At 54.0% G+C, this 7,446-nt stretch carries 7 protein-coding genes; 2 read left to right on the top strand and 5 right to left on the bottom strand.

Annotation, left to right across the window (positions count from 1 at the left end):
* Nucleotides 1-201: 201 nt before the first annotated feature.
* Nucleotides 202-2,103 (bottom strand): ABC transporter ATP-binding protein, encoded by a 1,902-nt coding sequence (locus K5905_RS22745; protein ID WP_297588119.1) that lies wholly within the window; start codon nucleotides 2,101-2,103, stop codon nucleotides 202-204.
* A gap of 10 nt (nucleotides 2,104-2,113) precedes the next feature.
* Nucleotides 2,114-2,773, bottom strand: a complete 660-nt coding sequence (locus K5905_RS22750; protein WP_297588121.1) for a hypothetical protein — start codon at nucleotides 2,771-2,773, stop codon at nucleotides 2,114-2,116.
* A gap of 107 nt (nucleotides 2,774-2,880) precedes the next feature.
* Here K5905_RS22750 and K5905_RS22755 point away from each other — a divergent pair, with 107 nt between their 5' ends.
* Nucleotides 2,881-3,816, top strand: coding sequence for a LysR substrate-binding domain-containing protein (locus tag K5905_RS22755; RefSeq protein ID WP_297588123.1), 936 nt, complete (start codon nucleotides 2,881-2,883; stop codon nucleotides 3,814-3,816).
* A 30-nt stretch (nucleotides 3,817-3,846) separates the two neighbouring features.
* Here K5905_RS22755 and K5905_RS22760 read toward each other — a convergent pair whose 3' ends face one another.
* Both K5905_RS22760 and K5905_RS22765 read right to left on the bottom strand, forming a co-directional pair.
* Nucleotides 3,847-5,205 (bottom strand): TIGR03808 family TAT-translocated repetitive protein, encoded by a 1,359-nt coding sequence (locus tag K5905_RS22760; protein ID WP_297588125.1) that lies wholly within the window; start codon nucleotides 5,203-5,205, stop codon nucleotides 3,847-3,849.
* Between the two features lie 188 nt (nucleotides 5,206-5,393).
* Nucleotides 5,394-5,867: a YHS domain-containing (seleno)protein gene (locus K5905_RS22765; protein ID WP_297588127.1), complete on the bottom strand. Its 474-nt coding sequence runs from the start codon at nucleotides 5,865-5,867 to the stop codon at nucleotides 5,394-5,396.
* Between the two features lie 248 nt (nucleotides 5,868-6,115).
* Between K5905_RS22765 and K5905_RS22770 the strand changes: the two genes are divergently transcribed.
* Nucleotides 6,116-6,700: a TetR/AcrR family transcriptional regulator gene (locus tag K5905_RS22770; RefSeq protein ID WP_297588131.1), complete on the top strand. Its 585-nt coding sequence runs from the start codon at nucleotides 6,116-6,118 to the stop codon at nucleotides 6,698-6,700.
* Here K5905_RS22770 and K5905_RS22775 read toward each other — a convergent pair.
* Entirely contained in the window at nucleotides 6,667-7,320 is a 654-nt protein-coding gene (locus K5905_RS22775; RefSeq protein ID WP_297588134.1) for a peptidase C15, read from the bottom strand. The two genes, K5905_RS22770 and K5905_RS22775, sit on opposite strands and share 34 nt — an antisense overlap.
* Nucleotides 7,321-7,446 lie beyond the last annotated feature (126 nt).

Raw genomic sequence — 7,446 nt, forward strand, 5'->3', positions numbered from 1 at the left:
ACCGGGTCCCAAAATCGCTGGCACTGCCAGTCCGGCAGCAACAAGTGCTGTACAGGCGAGTAGTTGACGGCGTGTCGCTTTGAAAAGCCTCACTGATAGGTTGATTTTCATTGTTCCTCTCTCTTCTGGATGCAGCCGAAGTCTCTAATTTATTGATTTTTTTTGTTGTTTTTCGGCGTTGTGAAATTTACGTCTATCGAGTTACGCGAAAGCGTTTCCCGCTTCGGCAACGAAGTGTCCGGGGTCGATTTCGTGCAGTTGGTAAAGCTCCGGTTCGTCTCCGACCTTGCGGGTCGCGCTCGGGATTTCTCCTTCCAGAAGCGTTCTGTCGGGTTTTTGTCCTGGAGAGACGACAGGCACGGCTGACAAAAGCCGTTTTGTGTATGGATGCTGAGGGTTCTCGAAGATCTGTCGGCGTGTTCCGATTTCCACGAGTTGCCCGAGATACATGACCGCAACGCGGTGACTGATGCGTTCTACAACCGCCATATCATGCGTGATGAAGAGGTAGGCCAGTTCCTGCTCAGCCTGCAGTCGCATCAGGAGGTTAACCACCTGAGCCTGTACTGAAACATCCAGGGCAGAGACGGCTTCGTCGGCGATGACCAGGCTGGGATTGCAGGACAGTGCCCTGGCGATACAGATGCGCTGTCTTTGACCGCCTGAAAACTCGTGCGGGAAACGGGTGGCGTGATCCGGGTTGAGACCCACCTTTGTCAGAAGTTCTGAAACCCGTTGACTGATTGCTTGTTTGTCTTCAATCAACCCATGAGTGAGAACGGGTTCGATAATACTTTCACCGATTGGCTTCCGTGGATTGAGAGAGCCATAAGGATCCTGAAACACATACTGAATCTGTTGGCGGAATTGCTGACGTGATTGCTGAGGCAGCGAGAAGATATCCTGTCCTCGAAAGGTGACGGAGCCGCTGACGGGGTCGACCAGTTGCTGGATTGTTTTTCCGACAGTGGACTTTCCGCTTCCGGACTCGCCTACGAGAGCCAGTGTTTCTCCTGGAAATATCTTAAACGTGACATTTTCAACTGCGTGAACCCGATGCGTTACGCGATTGAGCAAGCCGCCTCTGATGTCATACCGGGTTGTCAACGCGTCCACCTTGATGATCGGCTCGCTGCGATCAACTTCGTGGTGCAACTTCAGGTCTTTTGCATCGTCTCCCGGAATGTCAAACAGCTTGGGGTCATCTTCTCCTCTCATGCTTCCAATTTTCGGAACTGCAGCCAGAAGAGCCTGGGTGTAGGTATCTCGAGGGGTCAGAAGTACTTGTTCTGCGTGCCCCATTTCGACTTTCTTGCTGGCGCGCATGACCAACACGTCATCAGCCATTTCGGAAACAACGCCCATGTCGTGGCTGATGAAAATGACAGAGGTACCAAGTTCGGCCTGCAGGTCCCGGATTATCTGCAGTATCTGTGCCTGGATTGTCACGTCCAATGCGGTGGTCGGTTCGTCAGCAATGAGCACTTTTGGGCGACAAGCGAGCGCCATTGCGATCATGGCGCGTTGGCGCATGCCGCCCGATAGTTGATGGGGAAAGTCGTCCAGCAGTCTTGAAGCGTTTGGGAGCCGGACTAGATCCAGAGCTTCCTTGGCCTTGCTTCGTGCCGCCCTGTAAGAAAGACCGTGATGCAGGACCAACGTTTCGATGATCTGAGACCCGATTGTAAATACCGGGTTGAGCGAGGTCATGGGTTCCTGGAAGATCATGGCGACCTCATCACCACGAATGGCTCTGAGAGACGGTTCGTCCAGCTTTGTCAGATCGACTTCTCGTCCGAGCACCGTGCTGTCGAGCCGGATTTCTCCTCCTGCGATATGTCCGCCGATGTATTTCACCAGTCCAAGCAGAGCCAGGGAGGAAATTGATTTACCCGAACCTGACTCTCCGACAATGGCGAGGGTCCTGTTTTTCGCCAGGCTGAAACTCAGGTTGTCGACCGCACGAAATCTGTAGTCACCGCTTCCAAATTCGACGCTGAGGTTGCGGACGCTCAGAAGTGGTTTTTCCAAATCCGTTGTCGTCGGTTTCCTGTGCTTGTCGGAAGTGAGGGGACGGGAGTGTGTAGCCTGCTGGATTGACATGACCTGCTCCTCAAGCTGCCTGTGTTACCGGTGGTGTCAGGTCCGCGACGATTTCTTCAATGCAGAGCGAAATGGCTTGGGTCATGAGCGAAAGGCTCATCGAGCTGCCCATGGCCTCAGGATCATCTACGGACGTTACGTTTTGGGGTGTCTGCGGTACGTGGATGAAGCCGGAGCGGGTGTGTAATCTGTGAGTTTCTACGAGATGGCGTACCGTGTAGAGCATCTGGTTGCACAGATGAGTTCCTGCGTGAAACGATATGACGGACGGAATGCCTGCCGACTTCAGGCGCTCGACCATGTTGGCATTCGGTAGATCTGACTGGTAGGCAACTGGTCCACTTTCAACGACCGGTATCAGCTCAAGCAAAGAGCCACTGATGTCTGGCACGTTGAAGTGCCGCCAATTGATACCGACCATTTCCGGTCGGATAACGCCACTATTGGTGGAGACACCCAAGCCGACCCATGCGTCTGGTCGGTATTTCATTAGAGAGGCTTCAAGCAGGGTGCTCAACGAGCGGCTCTCAACCGGTATTTCGAGACAGATCAGATCGCAGAATTTGTTGCTTTGACTTTTCAACTGCGCAGAAATTTGTGCAGCCGGGTTTTTTTCCGCCTTTGCCCAGGTGCCATATCCGGCGACGACGACAGTTGGCTTCTTTCCCATTCTTACAACCCTCCAAGAAATTTCATGAAGGATTGCAAGAGAAGTATATATCATCAAATCATTTTATGACATTATTGTATGTGTCAATATTATAGTATGAAGCCGCCATGAATGTTCGCTATCGACAGATTGAAGCCTTTCGTTTTGTAATGATTACCGGCACGACGGTCGGGGCGGGAGACTTGATGTCCATCTCTCAACCTGCCGTGAGCCGCCTCATTTCTGATCTCGAATACAGCTTAAAATTCAAGCTCTTCGAGCGAAAAAAGGGAAGGCTAGTACCAACGCCGGAAGCCGTGCGGTTTTATCAGGGAGTGGAACGTTTCTACATCGGGCTCGATGAACTTGACCACGTTGCCGAGCAAATCCGGACACAAAAACCTTCTGACCTTAAAATCTGTGCCATGCCTGCCTTGTCGACCTTTGTTTTTCCACACGCGGTCAGGAAATTCAGAGCCGACTATCCGAATGTGGCACTGCGGCTAGAAAGCAGCTCGTCCTCCGAGATCGTTTCGCGTCTTCAAACGCACCTGACTCAGTTGGGATTGACGCTCGCTTTTCCGGAGGTTCCTGGAATTGTGCAGGAACCTTTGATGGAAGCGCCACACGTTTGTGCGGTTCATGAAACTCACCGGTTGGCGAAAAAAGAAATTCTGAGGCCGGCAGATTTCGAAGGTGAAGAAGTCATCGACATCATGCCTTCGGGGCTTGTGAATTGGAATCTCACCCGAAATACGCTCGATAAGGCCGGTATTAAGTATCAACGTCACATTGGTGTTCAAAATTCCCACACGGGCTACAGCCTGATAGCCGCAAATTTGGCCATTGGGTTGATTGAACCTTTTGCAGCGGCGGCTTGGCTCAAGAACGGCGTTGTTGTGCGACGCTTCGAACCTCAGGTGATGTTCCGCTATGTAATTGCTTATTCGGAGAACCAGGCCGAGCCCGCCACTATGCAAGCCTTTGTTAAATATGTACGTGAGGCTTGCGGAAAACTGAAAGACCTGACCGGAGTGGGAACGGGAATTGAAGAGGCGGATTAGTTCAATCTGCCTTTCTCGTCCTCTGGCGTGTCAAGCCGCGACCTGATTGTCGCTGACGGTCAGGTTTGCGTAGTCGGATGCGTTATTGAGTTCGCCGGTTGCCTTTTCCAGCCAGCGAAAGCCATTGATTGAACCGGATTTCGAGCCCTGAACGATATTTCCGGTTATGACAGCTGGGCCTGCACCGTCGACAACGGTGACGGCGATACCGGTTCCGCAGTCCCGTACCACGTTTTGTGAGGCCGAGATGTTGCGCATGTAGGGGCCCCAGCCGAGCATGATGCCGAATTTGGGAGCGCCTTCGATGACATTGCCGGTCAATGTGGTGTCGGCTTCAGCGACAATTCCGATCCCGAACCCGGCAACTTCCGGCGGGTAGGGGCCTTCTTCGGAGATGTTGCGGACAAGATTGCCCGAACAAACGGCCATCCGGCCACCATCCATGAAATTTGCAATGGAAATTCCGGTCGTGCCGCCATCGACGATGTTGTTGGAGATCACCGCACCTTGGAAACCGAATTCGGAATAGATTGCAGTCTCGCCCGACCGCAGACAGGAATTCCCGATGATTTGCACATTCGACCCGGTGTTCGAGCGGATCGCGGAAAAGGCACAATCGGCGATACGGTTATTTGAGATCATCACGCCATGTGCGCGGAAGACGTTGATGCCATTGCCGAACTGACCCGTGCCACCGTAACGGGCGCTGATGCGTTCAACACGATTGCCGGAGACAATCGTACCGTCTTCACCTTCGCGCCAACGATGAATCCAGATGCCGCCATTGGCGCAGTCGGTCACGGTGTTGCCAGTGATGGCAAGACCGTCTGCTTCGTTAGAGCGCAAGCCGGCTTCTGCGGCACCTGAAATCCGACAGCTTTCCACCCGGCCGGAACATCGGTCGAGAACCAGCCCGGTTTTTGACGATCCGGCAATTTCACAATTGTCCAGGACAACATTGCGGACACCGACAAAATGGAGAAGGCCTTCAGTGAAGTCACCGATGGACCGGTTGGCGCCGTCAAAGGTGATACCGGTCAATCCGACATTGCTGACACCTTCGGCACGGATCAATTGTCCTCCGCCGCCCTGATAGACAAGTCGTGTGCGGCCCGGAACACCGACGATTAAAGTGCCGCTTGGCAAACGCAAATTGGCGACAGGATAAGTGCCGGCGGGCAGAAACAACGCCCGGCCGCGCTCAACTGCCCGGTTAACGGCGTTCTGAAACTGCGCGGTCTGGTCGTCGGCAGCGTTTGGAAGCAGACCCAGATCTTCAGAATCGATGGATCCCCGGAGGTCTGCGACCTTCATCTGTGCTGCTGCAACTGTCCCGGAAAGGCACAGTGCTGTCCCGGCGAGAAACGCGCGTCGGTTCAGTTTAGCCAAATTTCTTTTCATCAGCCATGCCATTCGCTGTCAGCGTCCCACGTTGGGACCGGTGTCGGTTGTTCTCCTTGAAAACAGCAAGAGGCGTGCCGGAAGTCTCTTCGGGTAGAAAAGAAGATTGTTCTGGAACAGAAAACCGGCCGGAAAACTCCGGCCGGTTTTTGAGTGATCAATACGCAAAGGGGAACTTAAAGTTCGCTCGGGTCGACGTCCTTGAGGCCGCCCCAGTTGCCGTCAGCTGTGTTGATGAAACCCGGAATATCCTTGTTCCAGCGTTCCTGAATGCTTTCCGACAGGTTCAGGTAAAGCTTGCCGTCAACGATTTTCCAAAGATCCGGATCACCATCAACCTTTACGCCCATCGCCGTGCCGAATGCGCAGAAGCCGCCATACTGAGGCAGGTATTTCTCCGGATCCTGCTTGAAGAGGTCACGGTTTTCTTCCGAAACGAAGCGGTAGGTGGCCCCGTTGTGAACCTCGGTGATGGCAAAATCGCCGTCCTGCGGTGCTCCGTTGGCAAAGTAGGACACCGGATCAACGCCGCGCAGGGCCAAGCCGGTTACTGTGGCGTTGACATCAAAACCGGCACCAAAAGCACTTGAGACAAGGCCGCCGACAACAACAAGCGCAGCGATGGAACCACGAACCAGATTTTTGAACATAACGATTAACTCCCAAAGGGTTGAACTTCGCCGGCGCGGAGGAGATTGCCCTGGAAATCCTTTTTCGGTACCATTTGGTTCCAAACTGATCGGATGTCACCCAATTCCCTGCCGGTGCAACCAAGATAGAGTTAGGAACTGATCGGTACAAAACACAAGGACGTGAGGGTAAGGTGATCTGTTTGTGAGGCCAGATCCAATTTCTGCAAAACCCGAGGGAAACCGGACGGATGGCATAAGGAGCGACAATGGCAAGACCGCGTGAATTTGATCCGGACGTGGCAATGGACAAGGCCATGACCCTATTCTGGGATGTGGGCTACGAAGAAGCGTCGCTCGCAGAACTGCTTCAAGCCATGGAAATCACCAAGGGGTCCTTCTACAAGGCCTTTCACGACAAGCAGTCAATCTATCTGGCCTCGTTGGACCGCTATAACGACAAGGTAGTCAGCGGCACCGTTGCCTTTCTTTCCGACAAAGCCAATGGCACCGGACGGATCAGGATACTGGGTCTTTTCGGCAAGGTTGCTGAAGCTATCGAAGAAGACGGTGACCGGCTGGGTTGCTTCTTGTGCAACGCGCTCGTCGACAAGGCCGCGGAAGGGGGAGAAGCGGAAGCCAAGCTCCAGGCCATGGTACACCGGCTTGAAAACGCGTTTTTCAAAGCCCTGACCGATGACGCCGAGCTTGAGGAAGCCGTTGCAAGAGAGATCGCAAGAGGCATCCTGTCGGCTTATTTCGGGCTGAGAGTTCTGGGGCGCGCCGGTTTGTCCGCACAAATGGCCGCCGATTGCATTCGTCAGGTTGAGTGGCTTCTTGAAAAGGCAAAATAGTCTTGCCGTCCGCGTAATCGCCTGGCTGTTTCCTGCAAAAGCCGGACGGCGGCTTCTTCGATCACCGGGTAACTCGGTCTGGTGTCGCGCGGCCCTCGGGGAAGTGCAGGAACGTGAACAAAGATGCTCGGGATTCCGGAACCAACCGAGTCCCAGAGCGTGGCATTGCAAAGATAGGTGCCGGCATTCGTGGAAAGTCTGGTCGGTGCGCCGCCGGTAAGAGCTGCGTCCCTGAGCGGGCCTGCTGAAAGCGTCGCATTTCTAACGCGTTTCCCACCTGGATCAAGTTCTGGGCGGCCAGGTGATTGGCCAACAGAATCGAGTCGTACGAGAATGGCGCGGTTTAGGGCGCGGGTTTCAATGTTGATCGTGCGCCGTGTGCCGTCCACTCCGAAATGCACGATGGCGTCCGGCTGTATGGTGTCCCGAAGCCTTGAGGTGACCTCCTGCCGGCCGACCCAGGTCGTCGGCAGAACGTGAAAAGCAAAATCGACATCGAACTGATGGACGCCGAGACGTTTCGGCAAACGTTTCATGAGTCTTTCGGTCGGATTGACGGGGGCGCCGGGAAAGGGGCTGAAACCCGTTACCAAAACGGTTTTCTTGGCGTTGAGTTTCATTGCCCTATTCCTGTAAGCCCATCAGATCGGCCAGTTCATCGACGGCCAGGGACACCGCAGTTGTTCCCTCGCGAACACTGTCTTCCAGCGTTTTTAATCGTTCTGCCGTTCTTGAGTTGGATTTCA

The sequence above is a fragment of the Roseibium sp. genome (assembly GCF_025698965.1).
GTDB lineage: Bacteria > Pseudomonadota > Alphaproteobacteria > Rhizobiales > Stappiaceae > Roseibium.

Coding starts and splice junctions, on each gene's coding strand:
- K5905_RS22745 (WP_297588119.1), bottom strand. CDS start 2,103: ATGTCAATCCAGCAGGCTACACACTCCCGTCCCCTCACTTCCGACAAG.
- K5905_RS22750 (WP_297588121.1), bottom strand. CDS start 2,773: ATGGGAAAGAAGCCAACTGTCGTCGTCGCCGGATATGGCACCTGGGCA.
- K5905_RS22755 (WP_297588123.1), top strand. CDS start 2,881: ATGAATGTTCGCTATCGACAGATTGAAGCCTTTCGTTTTGTAATGATT.
- K5905_RS22765 (WP_297588127.1), bottom strand. CDS start 5,867: ATGTTCAAAAATCTGGTTCGTGGTTCCATCGCTGCGCTTGTTGTTGTC.
- K5905_RS22770 (WP_297588131.1), top strand. CDS start 6,116: ATGGCAAGACCGCGTGAATTTGATCCGGACGTGGCAATGGACAAGGCC.
- K5905_RS22775 (WP_297588134.1), bottom strand. CDS start 7,320: ATGAAACTCAACGCCAAGAAAACCGTTTTGGTAACGGGTTTCAGCCCC.